Below are 21,109 nucleotides of genomic sequence, written 5' to 3' on the forward strand. Positions count from 1 at the left end.
TCCCATGTCCGTTGTTCTACGGGGAGGGGATTTGCGCATGCGACGGCAGGCTCGCATGCGGAAAGCCAGCATCTTCAACGACATCGCGAAAAGACCGGCGTTTACCCGTTGTTATCCCTACCAAATTCGGTAACGCGTCCTTAATGGCGTTAACGTTAGGGTTTTCCACGCGGCCCGCCTTGGGCTGCGCGCCGTCCAGGACGGGCAGGTTGCGTACGCGTTGGAGTCTCCTATGGATATCATGACTGGCGCCGGGCTGTTGGCTGGCATCATCGTCATCGCGGTGATGATGTTCATGGGCGGCGACCTGCACATGTTCATCTCCGAACACGCCATGATCATCATCTTCGGCGGCTCGATCGCGGCGACGATGATCCGCTTCCCGCTGGGCGTGATGCTGCATGGGCTGCCGCTCGGCGCCAAATTCGCCTTCACGATGAGCCGGCTGTCGGCCCGCGACCTCGTCGACGAGCTCGCCCGCATCGCCGAGATCGCCCGCAAGCAGGGGCCGGTCGGCCTGGAAAAGGTCGAGACCGACGAGCCGTTCCTCGCCAAGGGCATCCGTTACGTCGCCGACGGTTACGACCTCGAATTCATCCGCGACAACATGGAGCGCGACCGCGACAACTTCCTGATGCACCTCGACGAGGGCAGCAAGATCTATCGCGCGATCGGCGACTGCGCGCCGGCGTTCGGCATGATCGGCACGCTGATCGGCATGGTGCAGATGTTCGCCAACATGACCGACCCCTCCAAGCTCGGCCCGTTCATGGCGACCGCGCTGCTCGCGACGCTGTACGGCGCGCTGGTCGCCAATTTGTTCTGCCTGCCGATCGCCGACAAGCTGCACGGCAAGCTGCTCGACGAGGAGACCAACCGCACGCTGATCATCGACGGCATCCTGATGATCCGCGACTCCAAGAGTCCGGCGCTGGTGCGCGAGATGCTGCTGGCCTATCTGCCGGAGAAGCATCGCCAGGAGGAAGGCGAGCCGGTTCCGGCCTGACCGGACCGCGCTTTCGGGAAACGCAGCGATGGCCAAGAAAAAGCGCGGCGACGCCCATACCGGAGGTCACGGCTGGTTCGTGACCTTCGCCGACCTGATGGGCCTGATGATGAGCTTCTTCGTGATGCTCGTCGCGTTCTCCACCATGGACAACAACAAGCTGAAGATCGTCGCCGGCTCGATGCGCGATGCCTTCGGCGTGCAGACCAATGTGCGCTATTCCGGCATCGTCGAATCCGACGGCCTGCCGACCCGGCCGAAGCTGAAGAACGTCGAGCACATCTCGCCGGAGGACTCCTCGGCCAATCCGACACCGGACGAGAAGGAGCGCAGCCAGATCAACGGCGCGCGGCTGAAGATCGACCGCGAATTTGCGCTCGCCTCGGCCTCGCTCCGCCAGGCGCTGCAGGACATGCCGGAGCTGACCGAGATCTCCAAGAACATCATGTTCGAGGAGACCAAGGAGGGGCTCAACCTCGAGATCGTCGACCAGGACGGCCGCTCGATGTTCGCGGACGGTTCCAGGGAGCCGTACGACCGCACCCGCCGGCTGATCCAGAAGCTGGCCGCGCCGCTGAAGGCGACGCCGCTGAGGGTTGCGATCGTGGGGCATACAGCCGCAGGCTTCGTGCCGGCGCGCAGCGATTATGACGGCTTCGACCTGTCCGCGGACCGCGCCAACGCGGTGCGGCAGATCCTGGAGCGGGAAGGGCTGCCGCCGTCGCATATTTTCGCGGTTTCAGGCAAGGCCGACGGCCAGCCGCTGTTTCCCGACGATCCGACGCTGCCGGCCAACCGTCGCGTGACCATCACGTTGATGCGGGAAAATCCGCCGCTGCCGCCGGATCTGAAGCCGTAGCTCTGGGTTACCATACTACCGTCAACTACCATTGTTGCGCGGTTGACACGCGATGCGGAAGCGTCGATAGCCGCGCGGATCAAATCAACCGATCGGGCGTTCCAACCTCGCCATGGCTGTCAGCGTCTCATCTACCGAAGCTCAGGAAGGACAACCGACCTCCAGCTTCTGGGCCCTGACACTCGGCAGCATCGGGGTGGTGTTCGGCGATATCGGAACTTCGCCGCTCTACGCATTCCGTGAGGCGGTCGGCGGCGCCGCGCACGGCCAACCGGTCACCCGCATCATGGTGCTGGGCGTGCTCAGCCTGATCCTGTGGGCGCTGTTCACCGTCGTCACCGCGAAATACGTGCTGTTGCTGCTGCGCGCCGACAACAATGGCGAGGGCGGCACGCTCTCGCTGATGGCGCTCGGCCAGCGCGCGATCGGTCGGCGCAGCTGGCCGCTGCTCGCGCTCGGCGTGGTCGGCGCCTCGATGTTCATCGGCGATTCCATGATCACGCCGGCGATCTCGGTGCTGTCGGCGGTCGAAGGCCTCAAGCTCGCCACCCCGCATCTCGAGCACTATGTGGTGCCGCTGACGATCCTGATCCTGGTCGTGCTGTTCTCTGTGCAGAGTTCTGGCACCGCGCGCGTCGCTTCCGCCTTCGGTCCGGTGATGGTGGTGTGGTTCGCCTCGCTGGCGGTGATGGGGCTCGTTCACATCATGGACGACCCGTCGGTGCTGGCGGCGATCAATCCCTATTACGCGCTCCAGTTCATGCTGACCCACGGCACCATCGGCCTGGTGACGCTGGGCGCGGTATTCCTCGCGGTGACCGGCGGCGAGGCGCTGTATGCCGATCTCGGGCATTTCGGCCGCAAGCCGATCCAGTCCGGCTGGCTGTTCTTCGTGCTGCCGTCGCTGCTGCTGAACTATTTCGGGCAGGGCGCGCTGGTGCTGTCCGATCCCAGCGCGATCGAGAACTCGTTCTACCGCATGGTGCCCGACGTGCTGCTGCTGCCCCTGGTCGGGCTAGCCACCGCCGCGACGGTGATTGCAAGCCAGGCGGTCATCACCGGCGCCTATTCGCTGATCAGCCAGGCGGTGCAGCTCGGGCTCTTGCCGCGCTTCGAGGTTCGCTACACCTCGGAGACCCATGCCGGTCAGATCTATCTGCCGCGCGTCAACCGGCTGCTGCTGATCGGCGTGCTGCTGCTGGTGCTGCTATTCCGCACCTCGAGCGGGCTGGCGTCGGCCTATGGCATCGCCGTCTCCACCACGATGGTCGCCGACGGCATCATGGGCTTCATCGTGATCTGGAAGCTGTGGAACTGGCGCGTGGCGTCGGCGGCGGCATTGATCCTGCCGTTCGTGATCGTCGACATGACCTTCTTCAGCGCCAATCTCCTGAAGCTGTTCGAGGGCGCGTGGGTGCCGCTGCTGTTCGGCGTCGTGATGGCGACGATGATCTGGACCTGGCGCCGCGGCGCCGCCATCCTGGTCGCCAAGACCCGACGCATCGAGGTGCCGCTGCGCGACCTGATCCACAGTCTGGAGAAGCGGCCGCCGCATATCGTCAAGGGCACCGCGGTGTTCCTGACCAGCGATCCGAGCTTCGTGCCGACCGCGTTGCTGCACAATCTCAAGCACAACAAGGTGCTGCACGAGCACAACGTGATCCTGACCATCGAGACCGCACCGACGCCGCGCGTCGATCTATCCGAGCGCGTCAACATGGAGAAGGTGAGCGGCAAGTTCACCGCGGTGCGGCTGCGCTTCGGCTACATGGAATCGCCGAACGTGCCCAAGGCGCTGGCGGTCGCGCGCAAGCTCGGCTGGCAGTTCGACATCATGTCGACCTCGTTCTTCGTGTCGCGCCGCTCGCTGAAGCCGTCGGCCCAGTCCGGCATGCCGCAATGGCAGGACCACCTGTTCATCGCGATGAGCCGGTCCGCCAATGATGCCACCGACTATTTCCAGATCCCGACCGGCCGGGTGGTTGAAGTGGGTACCCAGGTAACTATCTGACCGGGCGCAGGATTCTGACATTGATCGGCCGTGACCCATGCGTGATGTGCATGGCGGAGGCCTGAATCCGGGCTAACCTATGCATTCCTGCCGGGAGTATAGCGCTGCGACCCGGCATTGTGCGGTGCGGCAGAAGACAGAGGCACAGCTTCCCCATGTCATCCGAGAGTGCGATCACCGCGGCGGAAACGCCGGCGGCAAACGGCAATGGTGAGGCGCATTCAACCGCCACCTTCAAGGCCCTGATGCTCGGCGGCATCGGTGTCGTCTATGGCGACATCGGCACCAGCCCGCTTTACGCCTTGCGCGAGGCCGTCGTTGCCGCCGCCGGCGGCGAGGGCGCGGTGACGGCGCATGCGGTGCTCGGCGTGCTCTCGCTGATCCTCTGGGCTTTGATCGTCGTCGTCACGCTGAAATACGTCGTGATCCTGCTGCGCGCGGACAACAATGGCGAGGGCGGCACGCTGGCGCTGATGGCGCTGGCGCAGCGCGGGGCGACCAAGGGCGGCGCCGCGATCGTGCTGCTCGGCATCATCAGCGGCGCGCTGTTCTATGGCGACGCCGTCATCACGCCGGCGCTCTCGGTGCTGTCGGCAATCGAGGGCATCAAGCTCGTCACCTCGACATTCGATCCCTATGTCGTGCCGCTCACGGTGGTGATCCTTGTCGTCCTGTTCGCGGTGCAGTCGCGCGGCACCGCGCGCGTCGCGGCCTTCTTCGGCCCGGTGATGTGCGTATGGTTCGCCCTGATCGCGGTCGCGGCGCTGCCGCAGATCGCGCGGCATCCCGAAGTGCTATACGCGCTCAATCCGATTCTCGCGGTGTCGTTCATGCTGCATCACGGCGTGATCGGCTTCATCACGCTCGGTGCGGTCTTCCTCGCGGTGACTGGCGCCGAGGCGCTCTATGCCGACCTCGGCCATTTCGGCAAACGCCCGATCCAGACCGCGTGGCTGTTCATCGTGCTGCCGTCGCTGGCGCTGAACTATCTGGGGCAGGGCGCGCTCCTGATCGGCAATCCCAAGGGCATCGAGAACCCGTTCTTCCTCATGTTCCCGGACTGGGCCTTGATCCCGATGGTTGCGCTGGCGACCATGGCGACCGTGATCGCGAGCCAGGCCGTCATCACCGGCGCGTATTCGCTGACGCGGCAGGCGATCCAGCTCGGCCTGTTGCCGCGGTTCGAGATCCGCCACACCTCGGAGGCGCATTCCGGGCAGATCTACATGCCGCGCATCAACCGTTTCCTGTTCATCGCGGTCATCGTGCTGGTGCTGATGTTCCGCTCGTCGAGCGCACTGGCATCGGCTTACGGCATCTCGGTGACCGGCACCATGGTGGTGACGGCGATGATGGGTTTTGTCGTGATCTGGAAGGTCTGGCGCTGGTCGCCGATCGCGGCCGCCGCGCTGGTCGCGCCCTTCCTGTTCCTGGACATCACCTTCCTGGCCGCCAACCTGCTCAAGGTGTTCGAGGGCGGCTGGGTGCCACTCGCGCTTGGCGGCGCCATGATCGTGGTGATGTACACTTGGCGGCGCGGCAGCCGCCTGTTGTTCGAGAAGTCGCGCAAGCTGGAATTCCCGCTCGCCGATCTCGTCGCGATGCTGGAGAAGCGGCCGCCGCAGCGTGTCACCGGCACCGCGGTGTTTCTGACCAGCGACCCCGTCAGCGCGCCGACCGCGCTGATGCACAGCCTCAAGCACTACAAGGTGCTGCACGAGAAGAACGTCATCCTGACCATCGAGACGGCGCCGACGCCGCGGATCGATCCGTCCGAGCGGGTGCGGATGGAGCAGCTGAGCGAGACCTTCTCCAAGGTGACGCTGAAGTTCGGCTTCATGGAACAGCCGAACGTGCCGAAGACGCTGGCGATCGCCCGCAAGCTCGGCTGGCAGTTCGACATCATGTCGACTTCGTTCTTCCTGTCCCGCCGTGCGCTGAAGCCGGCGGCGCATTCGGGCATGCCGAGCTGGCAGGACCATCTGTTCATCGCGCTGAGCCGCTCCTCGAACGACGCCACCGACTATTTCCAGATCCCGACCGGGCGGGTGGTCGAGGTCGGCACGCAGGTCACGATCTAGCGGTCCTGCCAGTCACATCCTGCGAGTCATCTAACCCGTTTCGGACGCTTGATTTTCTCTGCGCAAGAGGCGACTTTGCGGCCCGGAACGGCGGGCCGCGCGACGCTCGCCAAGCTGATATCGGGAGGATATTTCCGTGGCGGACCACAAGGTGGAAGATTTGTTTCCGGACGAGGTGTCGAAGGGCATAGCGGAAGGCCGCTATCTGCTGGTCGACGTCCGCGAGCCCAACGAGGTCGCCGTCGAGGCCTATCCCGATGGCGTCGTAGTGCCGCTGTCGACGTTCGATCCGGCGGCGATTCCCGATCCGCAGGGCAAGCAGGTGGTGTTCGCCTGCCGCTCCGGCAAGCGCTCGGTGACGGCTTCGCTGGCCGCCCAGGCCGCGGGCCTGCCCTACGACAAGCACCTGGCGGGCGGCATCATCGGCTGGAAGGCGGCGGGACTGCCGACCAAGACCGGCGGCTGATCCCTGACATGACCTCCATGAACAAGGTCTTCGCGGACCTTCCTGTCACCATCTTCGAGGCGATGTCGCAGGCCGCGCGCGACAACAACGCCATCAATCTCGGCCAGGGCTTTCCCGACGATCCCGGTCCGGAGGACATCCGCCGCGCCGCCGCGGACGCCTCGATCAACGGCTATAATCAATATCCGTCGATGATGGGCATCCCGGAACTCCGTCAGGCGATCGCATCGCATTACGGCCACTGGCACGGACTCAAGCTCGATCCGATGACCGAGGTGATGGTCACCTCCGGCGGCACCGAGGCGCTGACCGCCTCGATCCTCTCCGTGGTCGAGCCCGGTGACGAGGTGGTGTGCTTCCAGCCGGTCTATGATTCCTATCTGCCGATCATCCGCCAGGCCGGCGGCATTCCGCGGCTGCTGCGGCTCGAACCGCCGGAGTGGCGGCTGAGCGAGGAGATGCTGCGCAGCGTCTTCAATCACAAGACCAAGGCGGTGCTGTTCAACAATCCGCTCAATCCGGCGGCGGTGGTCTATCCGCGCGAGGACCTCGAACTGCTGGCGCGGTTCTGCCAGGAATTCGACGCGGTCGCGATCTGCGACGAGGTCTGGGAACACGTGGTGTTCGACGGCCGCGAGCACATCCCCCTGATCACGATCCCGGGCATGCGCGACCGCACCATCAAGGTCGGCAGCGCCGGCAAGATCTTCTCGCTGACCGGATGGAAGATCGGCTTCGTCTGCGCCGCGCCGCCGCTGCTGCGCGTCGCTGCGAAGGTGCACCAGTTCCTTACCTTCACGACGGCGCCCAATCTGCAGGCGGCGGTGGCATATGGCCTCGGCAAGCCCGACGACTATTTCCTCGACATGCGCAAGGACATGGCGCGGAGCCGCGACCGCCTGACCAAGGGGTTGGAGAGCATCGGCTTTCCGGTGCTGAAGTCGCAGGGGACCTACTTCCTCACCGTGGACCTGTCGCCGCTCGGGCTCAACGAGACCGATGCGGAGTTCTGCTGGCGGATCGTGCACGACTACAAGGTCGCGGCGATCCCGGTGTCGGCGTTCTACGAGCAGGATGCGGTGACATCGGTCGTGCGTTTTTGCTTCGCCAAGAAAGACTCAACGCTCGACGCCGCGCTGGAGCGGTTGTCGGACGCCGTTCACCGCCGCAAGAGGTAGGCCAGAATGCGAGAGCAGAACCGTCGTCTCGTCAGCTTCGTCGGCGCGGTCGCGACGGTCCTGCTGCTCTCGGCCTCCGCCGACGCCGAGGAGCGCACGGTCAACTTCTACAACTGGTCGAACTACATGGCGCCGGGAGTCCTCGAGGACTTCACCAAGGAAACCGGCATCAAGGTGGTCTACGATACGTTCGACGCCAACGAGACGCTGGAGACGCGGCTGCTCGCCGGCAAGTCGGGCTACGACGTCGTGGTGCCGACCGGCTACTTCCTGCAGCGCCAGATCACCGCGAAGGTGTTCCTCAGGCTCGACAAGTCGAAGCTGCCGAACCTCGCCAATGCATGGCCTGTGGTGACGGATCAGCTTGCGACTTACGATCCCGGCAACAATTACGGCGCCAACTACATGTGGGGCACCACCGGCATCGGCTACAACGTCAGGATCGCGCAGAAGATACTCGGTCCGGACGCGAAGATCGACAGCTGGGACATGGTGTTCAGGCCGGAGAACCTCGCCAAATTCAGGGATTGCGGCATCCACATGCTGGATTCCGCCGACGACATCCTGCCGGCGGCGCTGAGTTATCTCGGCCTCGATCCGAACTCGACCAAGCAGGCCGACCTCGAGAAGGCCGCCGATCTCGTCATCAAGATCCGGCCCTATGTGCGCAAATTCCACTCGTCCGAATATCTCAGCGCGCTGGCCTCTGGCGAAATCTGCTTCGTGGTCGGATGGTCGGGCGACATCATGCAGGCGCGCAGCCGGGCGGCGGAAGCCAACACCGGCGTCGAGATCGGTTACACGATCCCGAAGGAGGGCGCGCAGATGTTCTTCGACGATCTCGCGATCCCCGCGGATGCGAAGAATGTCGCCGAGGCCTACGAGCTGATCAACTACCTCTACCGTCCCGAGGTCGCGGCGAAGAACTCGAACTTCCTGTCCTACGCCAATGGCAATCTGGCGAGCCAGAAGCTGATCGACCCGAAGATCTTCAACGACAAGAATATCTATCCCGACGAAGCGATGCAGAAGAAGCTGTTCGTGATCACCGCGCGCGATCCGGCGACGCAGCGGATCATCAATCGCCTGTGGACGCGGGTGAAGACCGGGAAGTAGGTCTATCCGTCATTGCGAGGAGCGAAGCGACGAAGCAATCCATCGCTCCGTATGCTCGGAGAAATGGATTGCTTCGCTTCGCTGCAATGACGAGTGTCGGGCCTACCGCCAGCGCCGGTGCAGCCAGAGCCATTGATCGGGATACTCGCGGACCCAGCCCTCGACCACGTCGGTGATCGCCTGCATGGTGCCCTGGATGTCGATCTGGCCGGATGCGTCGAACACCGGCTTGACTTCCTCCGTGACCCTCGCCGCGGAAGCGGCCGTCGGGCAGGCGGATGATCCGCGTGCCGTGGATTGGGCAATCGATCTGCCGGCGCAGGCGCGCCAGCAGCGGATTCGCCGTGGTCTTGCGGCCGAAGAAGGTGACGGGAACGCCGTTGGTCAAATACTGATCGACCAGCATCGCGACGTGCTGGCCGTTCTTCAGTGCTTGCGCCAGCTTGAGCGGCGCGTCGCGGCCAGCCGGCACCAGCGTGCCCAGATTGACCGCGCGGATGCGTTCGATGGCGCGGTCGGCGGCTTCGATGTTCGGTCGCCGAAACAGGATGGTGGCGTCGAGCCCATGCGCTGCGGCGGCAATTGGAGAGAGCTCCCAGTTGCCGAGATGTGCGGCGAAGAACAGTGCCGGCTTGCCGTCGTCACGCAACTGGTCGAACAGCTGCTTGCTGCGCGCCGAGAATTCGACGCGACCCGGCTTATCGGGATTCTGGGGGTCGTGGTCCCAGATGCGGTCGATGTGCGCGAATTCAGCGCCGATGCGTCCGAGGTTGTGCCAGACGCCCGTCAGGATCTCCTCGATCTCCTCCGGTGACTTTTCCGGGAAGGCGGCCGTGAGGTTCTCGCGGCCGATGCGATCCTCGCGCAGCCGGCGGCCGATGAAATGCGCGGCGCGGCCGAAGAATCTTGCGGTCTTCTCGGGATCGAAGTAGCGCGTCGTACGCAACAGGCCGATCGTCAGCCCGCCGATCGCCGCGTCGGTCACGGGCTTCGCGGCGTCACGCAGGTGCGCCCTGGTGCGAAGGAGCAGACGTTTCATCTGATGAGGCGAGGGCGCTAGGCCGGCTCGCGCGTCAAGATCAGTGAGGCGTTCTGCCCGCCGAACCCGAACGAGTTCGACATCACGGCGGTCACCTTGGCATCGCGCGCCTTGTTGCCGACCACGTCGAACGGGATCGCGGGATCAGGCACCTCGTAGTTGATCGTCGGCGGAATCCGCTGATGCTCGAGCGTGAGCAGCGAGAAGATCGCCTCGACTGCACCGGCGGCCGAGATTGTGTGGCCGACCATCGACTTGTTCGACGACACCGGAATGTTTTTGGTGTGTTCGCCAAACACGGCAGACGTCGCAAGATACTCCATCTTGTCGTTTTCCGGCGTCGAGGTCCCGTGCGCGTTGATGTGATCGATTTGCTCGGGCTCCATTCCGGCATCGGCGAGTGTCTTGCGCACGCAGCCGATCGCCGGCTTGCCGTCCGGGGCCGAGCGGGTGCGATGGAAGGAATCGGTGAGCTCGCCGCAGCCGGCGACGACGCCGAGGATGCGCGCGCCGCGGGCCATCGCGGCCTCGTAGCTCTCGAGCACCAGCGCGCCGGCGCCTTCGGCCATCACGAAGCCGTCGCGGTTCTTCGAGAACGGTTTCGAGGCGGCCTGCGGCGGGTCGTTCTGGGTGGAGAGAGCCGACAGCAGCGAGAAGCGCACCATGGCTTCCGGGTTCACCGAGCCGTCGGTTGCGACGCACAGCGTCGCATCGGTTTCGCCGCGGCGGATCGCCTCGACGCCGAGCTGGATCGCGGTCGCACCGGAGGCGCAAGCCGTCGACAGCGAAATCGGGGACCCTTTGGTACCGAAGGTCTCGGCGAGGTTGAGCGCGACGGAGCCGAAGGTGAAGCGCCGGTGAAAGTGCGCGAACTTCCCGCCACTGCAGGTCGCCAAGTATTCGATGATTCCAAAGTCCTTGGTCGGAACCTCGCGCGCGACTTCGAGCCGCTGCGGCCACTCGGTCTCGATCGGGGCGACTGCCAGAAACAGCGGGCCGGGAAAGTCGCCCTTGCTGCCGATGCCGGCTTGCTCGAGCGCTTCTTCGGTCGCGATCTCCGCCAGACGCTGCGACAGGCTGGTCGAGGAGAACGGGTCGACGGTGACGAAATCGACGGCGCCGGCCATCGTCGTCTTCATACTGTCGAGCGGGAAGCGTGTCACGGTCTTGATGCCGGACTCACCCGCGGTGAGGCGCTTCCAATTATCGGTCTTGCCGCCGCCGAGCGACGTCACGATTCCCATGCCGGTCACGACAACGATCGGTCGGCCGAATTTATCGCGTGGTGCTGTCATGGTGTCCCCGTCGGTGCTTGCGCCGGACTTAAAGTGCGATGAGCTTCATCGCACCCTAGTTGTTTGTTCGAGCATGATGTTCGGAAACAATTTTCCGGATCATGCTCTAACTGACGGCCTCGACCAGTGCCATGCCTTCGCCCTGCCAGTGGCCGACCCCCAACACCACAATTTGGGTTGGTGCTTCGGTCTTTTCAACCTCCAGCCCGGTCGGGTCGTTGGCCGGATAGAGCGCGCCGCGCGAGATCGACAACGCGGCCAGCGCGAGCCCAAGCGGGAACTGCGCCTCCATGGTGTGGCCAAAGGTCGTTCCGGTGGCGCGGACGGCTAAGCCGGCATGCTGGCTGAGGAATGCGCGCTCTTCGGCGGTCGCAGGCTCGGCGCCGGTCGCGCCCGTGATCAGGATACCGTTGTCGCCGCTGACGCCGAGCTGCGGCCACAACGCCTGCAGCGATTTCGTCACGGCGCCCGGCTCCTTGCGTCGGGCAAGGTCGGCGACAACCTTGGTCAGCTTGGCGTACGGCTTTGCGCCGCGGGCCTCGGCATGTTCGCGCGATTCCATCACGAGGAAGGCGCCGGCGGAGCCGATGGCAAAGCCCGGGTTGTTCCTGCGGGCCCAGACCGAGCTATGCTGGTCCTTGAGGGCGAGATCGCCGAATGCATAGAGCATCAAGAGGTCGCCGCGATCGCCGTTATGAGCGGCGCCGACCAAGGCGATGTCACTCTGGCCGGCCCCGATGCGGGCGACCGCGATCCGTGCCGCGTCGATGCTCGAGGCTTCCTCGCCCATGAAGGTACGCGAGGTCCCGCACACGCCGTGAACGATCGCGATGTTGCCGGCGAGCAGGTTGGAGAGCTGCGCCAGGAACAGCGTCGGGCGCAGCTCGTTCATCAGCTTCTCGTTGAGGAGGGCTGGCGGCAACTTGCCCTGTGCGTCGGCGTTCATGATCGCGAGGTCGACAGTGAGGTCACGCTCGCCGCCACCGGCTGCGATGATCATGTCCATCCGCGACAGGATTTCCTGATTGCCTTTGACGCCGGCGGAATCGAGCGCCAGCCCGGCGGCATAGGTGCCGATCCGCTGCCACGTTTCCATCTGACGCTGATCGCCCTTCTTCGGGATCTGGGCGTCGAAGCTGACGGGAGCGATCGGATGGATGACGTATGGCGCGAGACGCTTCTCGTCGGCATTGACGCGCCGGGCGCCGAGCGCCTCCCAATGCGCATCCAGTCCCTCGCCAAGCGAGGAGAGCAGGCCTACGCCGGTGATCCAGACTTCCTTCTCAGCCATTACTCATTGCCTGCTGCGGAAACCCGATCTTGGCGGCCATCGCATCCATGTGCACGCGCAAGTCCGGGCTGGGGAAGGGGATGTGACGGAAGGTCAGCTCGGCATTGCACTTGAGCTCCTTGCCGACGCGAACCTTCGCCGAGGTCACGGCGAAGCCTGAACCTTCGTGCTCGATCTTGGCCTCGATGGTCAGGACCGAGCCGGGGCTGACGAAGCCGCGCATCTTGGCTTCCTTGACCATGGCGAGGAAGGGCATGCGCTCGAACTTGGTCAGACCAAGGATCAGCCAGCCCGAGCTCTGGGCCATTGCTTCGGTCAGCAGCACGCCGGGCATGATCGGGTAGCCCGGGAAGTGCCCCGCGAACACCGAATGGCTGTCGGGCGGAACATCCGCCTCGACGACAATGGTCCTTGCGTCGAGGTTGAGGTCGACGATCCGATCAATCAGCTGAAAGATCTCGAGCTGCATGATGGGCGATTACGAGCCCGTGCCCGTGCCCGCGTTCTTGGCTGCAACCAGCTCGTCGATGCGGTCGGCGAGATTCTTCAACACGAAATACTGCTCCGTCGTGGCCTTGCCGTCGTTGACCTCCTGGGTCCACTTTTCGAGCGGCATCTTGATCCCGAAGGCCTTGTCGATGGCAAAGGCGATGTCGAGGAAGTCGAGGCTGTCGATCCCCAGATCGTCGATCGCGTGGCTCTCCGGCTTGATCGTGTCGCGCGGGATGTCGCAGGTCTCCGCGATAATGTTGGCGATCTGCTCGAATGTGGAGGACATCATTAAGCCTTTGATATATTGAAGGTAATTCCGGGTCGGCTCAGAGGAGGCGGGCGCGTTGCCCCGGAATGCCCGATTGCTGGTGCCGGAGTCGTGTGCCCGTATATCGGAGCAGGGCCGTTAGTTCAATGGAGCTTGGCCGGCATCGCAAGGACGGTTTTTGGGCAGGGTTCCGGCCAGCCTAGCTGCGCGGCATCACCGTAATCTTCGCGCAATCCCGGCGGCCCATCAGCACGCAATCCTGGGTCTTGCGCAAATCGGCGATGCTCATGGCAAGCCAGATGCCGATCGCGGTGAGCGCCACCGTGAAGGCGAAGGCGGCGATGTTGGCGAGCATGCGCTGGCGGAAATCGTCGGGCTCCTCGCGCGGCTTCTCATAGCGAGAGAGATCGTTGGCAACGGAAGCCGGGCGCGTCGTTCGGTGCGGCTCCTCGCGCTTGCCGGGCGGCTGCGCCGAGGTACGCGGCCGGAATTTGAGCACCACGTGCTCGGCATCCGAGGAGATTGGCCGCTGCGTCTTCACTGTTTGTCAGTCCGGTCGCGTCGCCGGTTATGTTTAGCATGTTCGCTGCACTTCACACCTAAAATCTTGGTGCGCGCAGAGGTGGTATTCATGCGTCGATCACCTCCAGGAACTGGCTTGCCGTCGAGGCGGCTGCTGCGGAGCGCGGGATGCTCGGCATTGCGATGACCAAGCCGATGTCGACACACTCGTTCGACCTTCGCGCATGCACAGTTTGCGCTGCAACGCCGTCACGGAGGTTGAGGCTGCGCGCCCGGGCATTGGCAGCCCGGGCATTGACAGCCCGGGAGCATCGACAGCCGAGGGCGGACCATCCGGCCATCGGCCCCCACCGCTTCGTGAAGCCATTCCGGCACACCGGACTCTTTCACCCGCCTGCGGGCTCATGACATAGTGGAACCCGTTCCGGAGTGCCGGTCAAAAGGGAGCATAAGTCATGGCCCACACGCGCGAGCCTTACGTCAAACCGGTCCCGATCCTGTCGCTGCGGCCGACCCAGATGACGGTCGGCATGCAGGAGGTGACGGAGAAGCGGAAGCGCTGGCGCGAGCACAAGTCGGACAAGAAGCGCGCCGAACTGCTGGGCAAGCACATGATCCCGGTCGTCCATGGTCCCGACGATCGCTACTACGTGGTCGATCACCATCACATGGCGCGGGCGCTGCACGACGAGGGCGTCAAGGACATCCTGGTCACGGTGATCGGCGATCTCACGATGGTCGAGCGTGACGTGTTCTGGGGCGTGATGGACAACAAGCGCTGGGTCTATCCCTACGATTCCAAGGGCGAGCGCCGCCACTTCAAAGACATTCCGAAATCGATCAAGGACCTCAGGGACGATCCGTTCCGCAGCCTCGCCGGCGAGATGCGCCGGGCGGGCGGCTTTGCCAAGGACACGACGCCGTTCAGCGAATTCCTGTGGGCCGATTTCCTGCGCCGCCACATCCCGCGCAAGACGGTGGAGAACAATTTCGCCAAGGCGCTGGAGAAGGGACTGGCGCTCGGCCGCAGCAAGGACGCGGTCTATTTGCCCGGCTGGTGCGGGCCGGCATCGGACGACTGATCTGCCGCGACCGCCGGCCCGTGTTGATCCTCCCTGCCGCCGAGCAAGTGGTGCAGCCACCGCTCGGTCCGCTTGCCGAAGGTCAACAGCAGGAACGCCAGCGCGACGGCGGTGACGACGATCGGCCAATGTCCGGCGCCGCAGACGATGCCGACGCAAGCGGCGAAGAAAGCGCATGCGGCGCTGGTCAGGCCGCGGACCTGGAAGCGGTCGCCCTGCCGCACGATCACGCCGGCGCCGAGGAATCCGATGCCGGTCAGCACGCCCTGGATCACGCGGCTCACCGCGTCGGTGAATTTGCCGGGCTCGACGGCCTGCAATGCCAACAGCACGACCATGGCCGTCGAAAGGCTGACGAGACCCAGCGTCTTCAGGCCGATCGGCTTGCCGCGCAGGTCACGGTCGAGCCCGATCGCGCAACCGGCAAGGGTGGCCGCGCCGAGACGCAGGACGATCTCGCTCCAGTCCGCCAAGGCGTCCTCTATTTCGGCTGCCGGCCGAGCATGTAGAACTCGCTGTTCGGCCGCATGCCGGTGACGTTGGCGAGCCGGTTCGACAGCGCGAAGAATGCCGCAACCGCGGCGATGTCCCAGACGTCGTCGTCGCTGAAGCCATGGGCCGCAAGCGTGGCGAAGTCCGCCTCCGAGACTTCCTCAGCGGCGCGGCTCACCTTCATGGCGAAGTCGAGCATCGCGCGCTGCCGCGGCGTGATGTCGGCCTTGCGGTAGTTGACCGCGATCTGGTCGGCGATCTCCGGATTCTTGGCGCGGATGCGCAGGATCGCGCCGTGGGCGATCACGCAATACTGGCACTGGTTGGCGGCGCTGGTCGCCACCACGATCATCTCGCGCTCGGCCTTCGAGAGGCCGGAGTCCTTTTCCATCAGCGCGTCGTGATAGGCGAAGAAGGCGCGAAACTCGTCGGGGCGATAGGCCAAGGTGAGGAAGACGTTCGGCACGAAGCCGGATTTCTCCTGCACCGCCAGGAGGCGGGCGCGGATGTCCTCGGGGAGCTTGTCGAGAGCGGGCGTCGGGAAGCGTTTTGCGGTCGGCTGCGTCATGAGATGGTTCCGGCGTGCCGCCTGGATGCGGCGTCACGCGAGACCATAATGGATGACGCCTTGGGCGCAAGGCGCATCGGCGCCTTGGCGGAATTCGGCTAACGCAGCGGCTTCTTCAGCAGCGAGAAGCGGTCCGGATCGAGGCCGAGCGAGGGCTGCAGCATCGGCGCCTCGGCCGGCGCCATGGTGCGCGCCGGCGCCGGAGAGTTGAAGTTGGCGTCGCCGCTCGGGCTATCGCGATGCGAGGTGGCGCCGCGCCAGCGCTCCAGCACGGCGCTGACGAAATGCATGTCATGGCCGGCGGTGACCGACGGTACCGTGGCGATGGTGGCCTCGCCGCGCGGCAGCTGGTGCGGCGGCACCTCCTTGAAGCGCAGCCGGGTCGGCAGCGCCACGCCTTCGCCGAACGCCAGCACCTCGCGGGTGCCGAGCGAGGGCACGAAGGACAGCAGGTTGGCGGCGGCATCGGAGACCGCGGAGCGTAGCAGCGCCTGGTCGCGGTCGTTGGCGAGGCGCATCGTGAACAGCGTGTTGCACTGAGAGATGATGGTCGCGTCGAGCTCGGCCGGACGCTGGGTGATCAGGCCGAGATAGACGCCGTATTTGCGGCCTTCCTTGGCGATGCGCGACACCGCCTTGCGGGTCGGCCCGAAGCCGATATTGCGGTCGGCCGAGGCGTAGCGGTGCGCTTCCTCGCAGACGAACAGCATCGGCGAGACGCCGTCGCTCCACAGCCCGAAATCGAACGCCATGCGGCACAGCACCGACACCACGGAATCGACGACTTCGGCGGGGAAGCCGGCGAGCTGCATGATCGTCATCGGCTTGCCGTTGGCGGGCAGGCGGAACAGATGGCTGATCACCTCGGCCATTGTATCGCCGCCGACATTGGCATTATCGAACATGAAGGCGTAGCGCGGATCGTTGCGCACCGCGTCGATGCGCGAGATCAGCTTGTGATAGATGATGCGCGAAGAGCGGTTCTCCAGCTTGCCCATGCGCTCGTCGATCAGCGAGATCAGGTCGACGAGGCGATAGGGCACCGGCGTATCGACGGTGTAGCCGACCTGCTTGGGGTCGATGCGCTTCAGCCCGAGACCGACCCGGTCGGAGTTCTGGTACTGGGTGTAGATGCCCTTCGCCATCGGGATCACTTCGGCGAGGATGTCGAGCTCCTCGGGCACGCCGGGCCGGCCGCCGAACAGCACGTCGACGATCTCTTCGAAGTTGAACAGCCAGAACGGCAGCTTCAGGTTCCGCGGGTTGAGCACCTGCGCGCGCTCGCCGAAGCAGCGGCCATATTCGTTGTGCACGTCGAGCAGGAAGATGCGCAGGTTCGGCCGCGACTTCAGGATCTCGTTGAGCAGCAGCGACACGCCGGTCGACTTGCCGACGCCGGTCGAGCCGAGCACCGCGAAGTGCTTGGACAGCATCTCCTCGACGTCGACATAGGCGATGACAGAACGATCCTGCTGCAGCGTGCCGACATTGATCTGGTCCGAGCCGCTCGGCGCATAGACCGTGCGCAGCTCCTGGTTCGTGATCAGATCGGTGCTGTCGCCGATGGTCGGATAGTGGGTGACGCCGCGCTGGAATTTCGGGCGGTCGCCGCCCAGGATCTCGCCCAGCAGGTCGACCGAGGCGGTCGCCATGTATTCGTCGGATGCCGGCAGGTTCTCGCACGTCACTTCGGTGATCATGGCGACGATGACCGAGCTCGCGCAGCGGATACTGACGAACCGGCCGACGGTCGCTCGCATCTCTGAAAGTTGCATCTGGCCGCCCGCCAGCAGCCCAACCCGGGCCTGCGAGCCGCGCACAGAGATCACACGTCCGAAGGGTGTCACAGTTCCGCCTGGCTCGTTCTCAAAATCTAAATGTCCGGACCAATATGCCCGCCCGGGATTGGAAAAACCGTTAAATCGCCGGGGTTCCGCATCGGCTAAATCTACACCTTCCCGGTGACGATTTGTTTCTATCGTACCGGGAGATTACGCGCTGTCGCGCGCATCGGCGGTGGAATCGTCGCTTTCCGGCACAGCCGCCTTTGTTTCCCGGTTTTTCCGTTAAGGCGGGATTCACCATCTCCGAGGAGTGCATCGGCAGCTCCGTAGGTTTACGGGGCAATGGGCGCGATTTGTCATACGCTGTCGCCCGGTATCGCGTAACCGATTGCTAACTGCGAGTTGTAACGACCTTTCCATTTGTGCTGCGTAACGATGCCGCGCCCTGGGAGAGATCAGCGTGCGCATCGAACACCGCAATTCATCGTCAGGAAATGCCGATGCTGGCTCGACCAAGGGGCTGGCGTTCTGTGCCGGCCTGTTGGTCGGCAGCCTGCTCGGAAGCGCGACCGCGCAATGGAGTGAGCGCGAAGGCCTGCTGATGGCGGCATTCGCGATCATGGCCGTGATCGTCTTCCTGTTGCTCAAGCGGCACGAAATCTCCGACGAGCGGCTCGCCACCGAACGTCGCAATCTCATGACCGCCGTGAACAACATTCCGCAGGGCCTCGTGCTCTACGATGCATCGGCGCGCATCATCATCTGCAACCGCCCCTACATCGAGATGTTCGGGCTTTCGCCCGACGTCGCCAAGCCCGGCTGCACGATGCACCGGCTGATTGCGCATAGACAGGAGACGGGCTCGTTCGACGGCGATGTCGACGACTTCTGCGACGCCATCATCGGCAACGTGAAGCTTGGCCGCGCCACGCGTCAGCTGACGCAGGCGCCGGGCGGGCGCGCGATCGAGATCGTCAACAAGCCGCTGCCGGAAGGCGGCTGGGTGGCGACCATCCAGGATGTCACCGAGCGTGCGCGCACCGAGAACAAGATCGCCCACATGGCGCATTATGATGCGCTGACCGACCTGCCGAACCGCGTGCTGTTCCGCGAACGCCTGGAGCGGGCGCTGAAGGCGATCCGGCCGGATCAGCAGCTCGCGGTCATGTATATCGACATCGACGAGTTCAAGGCCGTCAACGACGCGCTCGGCCATCAGATCGGCGACGAATTGCTCAGGGCGATCGCCGACCGCCTGCGCGGCTGCGTTGGGGACACCGACGTCGCGGCGCGGCTCGGCGGCGACGAGTTTGCCGTGATCCAGACCACCGTCCGCGATCAGACCGAGACCATGCAGCTCCTCGCTGCGATCTATCAGTCGATCCGCCGGCCGATCGACTGCAGCGGGCATCTGATCACCACCGATGCCAGCATCGGCATCGCCGTTGCGCCCGCCGACGGCCTCGACATCGATCAATTGCTGCGCAATGCCGACCTCGCGCTCTACGGGGCCAAGAGCGACGGCCGCCGCACCTACCGGTTCTTCGAGACCGGCATGGATGCACGCGCCAAGGCGCGGCGCAGCCTCGAGCTCGAGCTGCGCCAGGCGATCGCTGACGGCAGCTTCGAGCTGCACTATCAGCCGCTGCTCCATCTCGAGGAGGGCCAGGTCAGTTGCTGCGAGGCGCTGGTGCGCTGGCGTCATCCCGAACGCGGCACCATCTCGCCGGCGGATTTCATCCCGATCGCCGAGGACACCGGCCTGATCAACGATCTCGGTCACTGGGTGCTCAACACCGCGTGCCGCGAGGCGATGAACTGGCCGGAGCATGTTCATGTCGCGGTCAACGTGTCTCCGATCCAGTTCAAGAGCCAGACGCTGGCACTCAACGTCGCCGCCGCGCTCGCCGCGACAGGTCTGGCACCTTCGCGGCTCGAGCTCGAGATCACCGAGGCGGTGCTGATCCGCGACGACGAGGCTGCGCTCGATATCCTGCATCAGCTGCGCGAACTCGGCGTCCGTATCGCGCTCGACGATTTCGGCACCGGCTATTCCTCGCTGAGCTATCTGCAGCGCTTCCCCTTCGACAAGATCAAGATCGATCGCGCCTTCATCAAGGATCTCGCCGGGACCGGCGCGTCGTCCACGATCGTCCAGGCCGTCGTCAACATCGCCGCTGCCAGCGACATGACCACGACCGCGGAGGGCGTCGAGACCGAGCAGCAGCGCAACCTGCTGCGCATCCTCGGCTGCACCGAGATGCAGGGCTATCTGTTCAGCCGGCCGGTGTCATCGGCTGAAATCCGCAAGCTCCTGTCGTCGGATCACGAGAAGGCCGTCTCGGTCGCCTGACGCCTGCCTTGACCGCTTTCACGAGGTGATTCCGGCCATGGAATGCCCTGCGAGCGCAATTGCCGTCGCCAGTAATTTGTTGACGGGACCTAATCATTTGTACACTAGTACAAATCGGCGCGCCGCTCACCTGTCCAACCGCAAGTCGTCGATCCGGCGTCGTCGCGGAGGGAGACCGTCCATGCAGCCGGAACCGATCTTCGATCTCGCGCATCTCGGGCACATCGAGCTTTTGACGCCGAAGCCGGACGAGAGCCTGAAATTCTTTGTCGACGTCATGGGCATGACCGTCAGCGGCCGCAAGGGCAAGTCGGTCTATCTGCGCGGCTGGGACGATTACGAGCGCTATTCGCTGAAGCTGACGGCGTCGAAGACTTCGGGGATGGAGCACATGGCGCTGCGGGCGCGCAGCCCGCAGGCGCTCGAACGCCGCGTTGCCGCGCTGAAGGGCTCGGGCTTCGATATCGGCTGGATCGACGGTGACATGGGGCAGGGGCCGGCATTCCGCTGCCGCGATCCCGACGGCCATGTCATCGAGCTCTATTACGAGACCGAGTGGTACGAGGCGCCGGCCGAGCTGAAGCCCGCGCTGAAAAACCAGGCGCAGCGCTTTCCGGCGCGCGGCGTCAATGTCCGCCGGCTCGACCATCTCAATTGCCTCGCGGTCGACATCAAGGCCAACCGTCTGTTCTTCGAAGACTACCTCGGCTGCCGCACCACCGAGCAGATCGTACTCAACGACGGCACGGAAGCCGCGATGTGGATGACGATGTCGAACAAGAGCTACGACTTCGCCTATACGCGCGACCATTACGGCAAGCGCGGCCGGTTTCACCATGTTACCTACGCGCTCGACAGCCGCGAGGAGATCCTGCGGGCCGCGGATATTTTTCTCGAGCACGGGGTGCATATCGAGACCGGGCCGCACAAGCACGCGATCCAGCAGACCTTCTTCCTCTATGTCTATGAACCCGGCGGCAACCGCGTCGAGGTCGCCAACGCCGGCGCACGCCTGATCCTTGCGCCGGACTGGAAGCCGATCGTGTGGACCGAGGAAGAGCGCAGGAAGGGACAGGCGTGGGGGTTGAAGACGATCGAGTCGTTTCACACCCACGGCACCCCGCCCGTGATCGACTAGATGCGAGACCGCCGCACGAAGGCCGCCCGAGCGCGTCGATACGCCGCCGCGAACACCCGCGGTCGCTG

18 protein-coding genes and 1 pseudogene are annotated in these 21,109 nt (G+C 64.6%); 10 read left to right on the forward strand and 9 right to left on the reverse strand.

The window, feature by feature from the left end; all coding sequences use genetic code 11:
- Nucleotides 1-232: 232 nt before the first annotated feature.
- The 7 genes from ACVI1L_RS31045 (at nt 233) to ACVI1L_RS31075 (ending at nt 8,717) form a co-directional block, all read left to right on the forward strand.
- On the forward strand, nt 233-1,006 hold the full coding sequence (locus ACVI1L_RS31045) for a motility protein A (RefSeq protein ID WP_016848416.1): 774 nt from the start codon (nt 233-235) through the stop codon (nt 1,004-1,006).
- Nucleotides 1,007-1,034: 28 nt separating this feature from the next.
- On the forward strand, nt 1,035-1,865 hold the full coding sequence (locus tag ACVI1L_RS31050) for an OmpA/MotB family protein (RefSeq protein WP_016848417.1): 831 nt from the start codon (nt 1,035-1,037) through the stop codon (nt 1,863-1,865).
- A gap of 112 nt (nt 1,866-1,977) precedes the next feature.
- Nucleotides 1,978-3,876: a potassium transporter Kup gene (locus tag ACVI1L_RS31055; protein WP_456784640.1), complete on the forward strand. Its 1,899-nt coding sequence runs from the start codon at nt 1,978-1,980 to the stop codon at nt 3,874-3,876.
- A 155-nt stretch (nt 3,877-4,031) separates the two neighbouring features.
- A complete protein-coding gene (locus ACVI1L_RS31060; protein WP_456784641.1) occupies nt 4,032-5,957 on the forward strand; it encodes a potassium transporter Kup in 1,926 nt (641 codons plus the stop codon).
- Nucleotides 5,958-6,093: 136 nt separating this feature from the next.
- Complete coding sequence (locus ACVI1L_RS31065; RefSeq protein ID WP_016848419.1) at nt 6,094-6,423, forward strand: rhodanese-like domain-containing protein; 330 nt, start codon at nt 6,094-6,096, stop codon at nt 6,421-6,423.
- A gap of 8 nt (nt 6,424-6,431) precedes the next feature.
- Nucleotides 6,432-7,601 carry an aminotransferase gene (locus ACVI1L_RS31070; protein WP_456784642.1) on the forward strand — a complete coding sequence of 390 codons (1,170 nt, stop codon included), beginning with the start codon at nt 6,432-6,434 and terminating at the stop codon, nt 7,599-7,601.
- Nucleotides 7,602-7,607: 6 nt separating this feature from the next.
- Nucleotides 7,608-8,717, forward strand: coding sequence for a polyamine ABC transporter substrate-binding protein (locus tag ACVI1L_RS31075; protein WP_456784643.1), 1,110 nt, complete (start codon nt 7,608-7,610; stop codon nt 8,715-8,717).
- Between the two features lie 102 nt (nt 8,718-8,819).
- Here ACVI1L_RS31075 and ACVI1L_RS31080 read toward each other — a convergent pair.
- The 6 genes and pseudogenes from ACVI1L_RS31080 to ACVI1L_RS31105 all read right to left on the reverse strand — a co-directional run bounded on the left by ACVI1L_RS31080 (nt 8,820) and on the right by ACVI1L_RS31105 (nt 13,643).
- A pseudogene (locus ACVI1L_RS31080) lies at nt 8,820-9,756 on the reverse strand (lipid A biosynthesis lauroyl acyltransferase).
- A 17-nt stretch (nt 9,757-9,773) separates the two neighbouring features.
- Nucleotides 9,774-11,051 carry a beta-ketoacyl-ACP synthase gene (locus ACVI1L_RS31085; protein WP_028344597.1) on the reverse strand — a complete coding sequence of 426 codons (1,278 nt, stop codon included), beginning with the start codon at nt 11,049-11,051 and terminating at the stop codon, nt 9,774-9,776.
- Between the two features lie 106 nt (nt 11,052-11,157).
- Nucleotides 11,158-12,342, reverse strand: a complete 1,185-nt coding sequence (locus ACVI1L_RS31090) for a beta-ketoacyl-ACP synthase (RefSeq protein ID WP_057019708.1) — start codon at nt 12,340-12,342, stop codon at nt 11,158-11,160.
- Nucleotides 12,335-12,811 carry a 3-hydroxyacyl-ACP dehydratase FabZ family protein gene (locus ACVI1L_RS31095; RefSeq protein ID WP_057019709.1) on the reverse strand — a complete coding sequence of 159 codons (477 nt, stop codon included), beginning with the start codon at nt 12,809-12,811 and terminating at the stop codon, nt 12,335-12,337. The genes ACVI1L_RS31090 and ACVI1L_RS31095 overlap by 8 nt, the downstream gene beginning before the upstream one ends.
- Nucleotides 12,812-12,820: 9 nt before the next feature.
- Entirely contained in the window at nt 12,821-13,120 is a 300-nt protein-coding gene (locus tag ACVI1L_RS31100; protein WP_024582229.1) for an acyl carrier protein, read from the reverse strand.
- Nucleotides 13,121-13,301: 181 nt separating this feature from the next.
- A complete protein-coding gene (locus ACVI1L_RS31105) occupies nt 13,302-13,643 on the reverse strand; it encodes a hypothetical protein (RefSeq protein WP_057019710.1) in 342 nt (113 codons plus the stop codon).
- Between the two features lie 436 nt (nt 13,644-14,079).
- On the opposite strand from ACVI1L_RS31105, the gene ACVI1L_RS31110 reads away from it, so the two are divergent.
- A complete protein-coding gene (locus ACVI1L_RS31110) occupies nt 14,080-14,706 on the forward strand; it encodes a ParB-like protein (RefSeq protein WP_057019711.1) in 627 nt (208 codons plus the stop codon).
- Here ACVI1L_RS31110 and ACVI1L_RS31115 read toward each other — a convergent pair.
- The 3 genes from ACVI1L_RS31115 to ACVI1L_RS31125 form a co-directional block, all read right to left on the reverse strand.
- Nucleotides 14,667-15,179, reverse strand: coding sequence for an MgtC/SapB family protein (locus ACVI1L_RS31115; RefSeq protein ID WP_057019712.1), 513 nt, complete (start codon nt 15,177-15,179; stop codon nt 14,667-14,669). The two genes, ACVI1L_RS31110 and ACVI1L_RS31115, sit on opposite strands and share 40 nt — an antisense overlap.
- Nucleotides 15,180-15,187: 8 nt before the next feature.
- Entirely contained in the window at nt 15,188-15,766 is a 579-nt protein-coding gene (locus tag ACVI1L_RS31120) for a peroxidase-related enzyme (protein ID WP_456784644.1), read from the reverse strand.
- 98 nt (nt 15,767-15,864) lie between these two features.
- Nucleotides 15,865-17,613, reverse strand: coding sequence for an ATP-binding protein (locus ACVI1L_RS31125; RefSeq protein ID WP_137479616.1), 1,749 nt, complete (start codon nt 17,611-17,613; stop codon nt 15,865-15,867).
- A gap of 397 nt (nt 17,614-18,010) precedes the next feature.
- Between ACVI1L_RS31125 and ACVI1L_RS31130 the strand changes: the two genes are divergently transcribed.
- Entirely contained in the window at nt 18,011-19,903 is a 1,893-nt protein-coding gene (locus ACVI1L_RS31130) for a putative bifunctional diguanylate cyclase/phosphodiesterase (RefSeq protein WP_309249272.1), read from the forward strand.
- A 181-nt stretch (nt 19,904-20,084) separates the two neighbouring features.
- Nucleotides 20,085-21,041 (forward strand): catechol 2,3-dioxygenase, encoded by a 957-nt coding sequence (locus ACVI1L_RS31135; RefSeq protein ID WP_229189745.1) that lies wholly within the window; start codon nt 20,085-20,087, stop codon nt 21,039-21,041.
- Nucleotides 21,042-21,109: the final 68 nt, after the last annotated feature.

The sequence above is a fragment of the Bradyrhizobium sp. USDA 4516 genome (genome assembly GCF_054055915.1).

What these genes read in the sequence shown, in the direction of transcription:
- ACVI1L_RS31045 (WP_016848416.1), top strand. Translation starts at nt 233, where the DNA reads ATGGATATCATGACTGGCGCCGGGCTGTTGGCTGGCATCATCGTCATC.
- ACVI1L_RS31050 (WP_016848417.1), top strand. Translation starts at nt 1,035, where the DNA reads ATGGCCAAGAAAAAGCGCGGCGACGCCCATACCGGAGGTCACGGCTGG.
- ACVI1L_RS31055 (WP_456784640.1), top strand. Translation starts at nt 1,978, where the DNA reads ATGGCTGTCAGCGTCTCATCTACCGAAGCTCAGGAAGGACAACCGACC.
- ACVI1L_RS31060 (WP_456784641.1), top strand. Translation starts at nt 4,032, where the DNA reads ATGTCATCCGAGAGTGCGATCACCGCGGCGGAAACGCCGGCGGCAAAC.
- ACVI1L_RS31070 (WP_456784642.1), top strand. Translation starts at nt 6,432, where the DNA reads ATGACCTCCATGAACAAGGTCTTCGCGGACCTTCCTGTCACCATCTTC.
- ACVI1L_RS31075 (WP_456784643.1), top strand. Translation starts at nt 7,608, where the DNA reads ATGCGAGAGCAGAACCGTCGTCTCGTCAGCTTCGTCGGCGCGGTCGCG.
- ACVI1L_RS31085 (WP_028344597.1), bottom strand. Translation starts at nt 11,051, where the DNA reads ATGACAGCACCACGCGATAAATTCGGCCGACCGATCGTTGTCGTGACC.
- ACVI1L_RS31090 (WP_057019708.1), bottom strand. Translation starts at nt 12,342, where the DNA reads ATGGCTGAGAAGGAAGTCTGGATCACCGGCGTAGGCCTGCTCTCCTCG.
- ACVI1L_RS31095 (WP_057019709.1), bottom strand. Translation starts at nt 12,811, where the DNA reads ATGCAGCTCGAGATCTTTCAGCTGATTGATCGGATCGTCGACCTCAAC.
- ACVI1L_RS31100 (WP_024582229.1), bottom strand. Translation starts at nt 13,120, where the DNA reads ATGTCCTCCACATTCGAGCAGATCGCCAACATTATCGCGGAGACCTGC.
- ACVI1L_RS31110 (WP_057019711.1), top strand. Translation starts at nt 14,080, where the DNA reads ATGGCCCACACGCGCGAGCCTTACGTCAAACCGGTCCCGATCCTGTCG.
- ACVI1L_RS31120 (WP_456784644.1), bottom strand. Translation starts at nt 15,766, where the DNA reads ATGACGCAGCCGACCGCAAAACGCTTCCCGACGCCCGCTCTCGACAAG.
- ACVI1L_RS31135 (WP_229189745.1), top strand. Translation starts at nt 20,085, where the DNA reads ATGCAGCCGGAACCGATCTTCGATCTCGCGCATCTCGGGCACATCGAG.